The sequence below is a fragment of the Aetokthonos hydrillicola CCALA 1050 genome, assembly GCF_017591665.1.
Classification (GTDB): domain Bacteria; phylum Cyanobacteriota; class Cyanobacteriia; order Cyanobacteriales; family Nostocaceae; genus Aetokthonos; species Aetokthonos hydrillicola.
Genome location: NZ_JAAKGC010000373.1, coordinates 1 through 1,624, shown reverse-complemented (window position 1 = coordinate 1,624; position 1,624 = coordinate 1). Strand labels below are relative to the sequence as shown.

Sequence of the window (1,624 nt, the reverse complement as noted above, 5' to 3'; positions counted from 1 at the left end):
GAGGAATTCATGTTTAAACATAGTTTACAAACCCACTTAGTAAACTATGCTCCCAAAACTGACTATTTAGCCTCCTCCTAACTTCTGATTTCTGACTCCTGCACTAAAATCATTGCTTTATGGGTGGTTCTAAAACGCTGACATCGATCAGAGGTGTCGTGTTAAGTCCTTGTTTAAGTAATTGGCTTTGAATAGCTTGGGTGACGCGATCGCGAATCCTCACAGAAGACTCAGTCACTCCGGCTTGACGTTGGACGTAGACTATACCTAGTAATGTGTTTTGCCCTTTGATGTTTGCTCTGGTAAAGTGGACATCTGCTTCCACTAGTTTTACTAGTCCACTACTATTCACCACTTTTTCTATTACGGTATTAGCGCGCTGGTCAAGGCTAGAGCGCTGAAACTGAGGGGAACTCCAAAACTGCCAAGTCAGTAACCCGCAGATTGCTGCTACTGTAACTGCAAGAACAGCGGAAGATACCCACCTTTTACCTCGGTTATAGCGAGCGCCCTGTGAAGATAGACCGTAGCTACGAAACACGATTGAGGCAGACAAATTGATACCCACTAATTGCAACAATAATAGAAATAAGCCATTAACGACCATATCCCATCTGCCTATTGCACTTGCCATACCGATAATTCCAGCAGGTGGTGCTAATGAAGCAGCAACCAACATCCCAACAGATGCCCCTGATACCAAGCTACTCCTGTCCGACTGCATCAGGTTCAGCGCTCCAGCTGCACCAGCTGCCAATGGAAGTAGTATCGCTACAGTGGAAATTTGGCTTCTTTCAACCATCAAACTGGTTGCAATTTCTTGCCTTAGAATCAGGCTTAGCGCTCCAGCGACCAAGATTGTCACTAATAGTGCTGTAAAGTAACGCCAAAGGCTCCGACCAAGTAACTGCTTATCACCACGTGCTGTCGCGATCGCCACGTTCATAGCTGGACCTGCAAACGGTGCAATCAACATGGCAGCCACGAGAAGATAGCTAGTACTTGTGAATAAGCCGATCCAAACCACAATACCCGCTACAGCGGAATAACCAAGAAAGCCTTTCCATGAACCTACACTTTGTAAGCCGCTAAGAAATACCTCTATCGGACTACGTTCTTCAACATTTGTAACCTGTTGCGCGGCTTCAGAGGGTGGAGGTTGCAAGGCAATTACACCGCGTGGAATTAAGATAATATTTAATTTTGGCAGTGCTTGCAAATCCCCTAAGAGTTCCTCGACTTTCCCGTTAGAAATGTAGATGAACACTGCATCTAGTGGCCCATCACTCCCGGTTGCTTGAAATTCCATTACATTCGTTCCATGATGGGACTTAGCAATGTCAAGAACGTCTTTGCCGTGTCCGCGTGGTACTTGGATCAGTAGTTGGCGCATATCATCCCTTGATTAACTATTTTTATATTCAGGAATTAGCCCAAGCATAGCCATCTAAAGGAAACAACCAGGTGGATGAACAAACAAAACTAGCGAACCTCATTCCGCTTGTCCACAATTTCTATAACTTCATGGTCTGAAGTCATACTACCAGTGGGGGGTAGATCAGTACTATTAGTACGAGTAGGCTCAAGCGTAGAATTGGTACGAGTAGACTCAGGCATAGGTTGA

1 protein-coding gene is annotated in these 1,624 nt (G+C 45.2%); it reads right to left on the bottom strand.

Annotation, left to right across the window (positions count from 1 at the left end):
* Positions 1 to 109: 109 nt before the first annotated feature.
* Complete coding sequence (locus tag G4P69_RS38055; protein WP_208355141.1) at positions 110 to 1,393, bottom strand: DUF389 domain-containing protein; 1,284 nt, start codon at positions 1,391 to 1,393, stop codon at positions 110 to 112.
* Positions 1,394 to 1,624 lie beyond the last annotated feature (231 nt).

What these genes read in the sequence shown, in the direction of transcription:
- G4P69_RS38055 (WP_208355141.1), bottom strand. Translation starts at nt 1,393, where the DNA reads ATGCGCCAACTACTGATCCAAGTACCACGCGGACACGGCAAAGACGTT.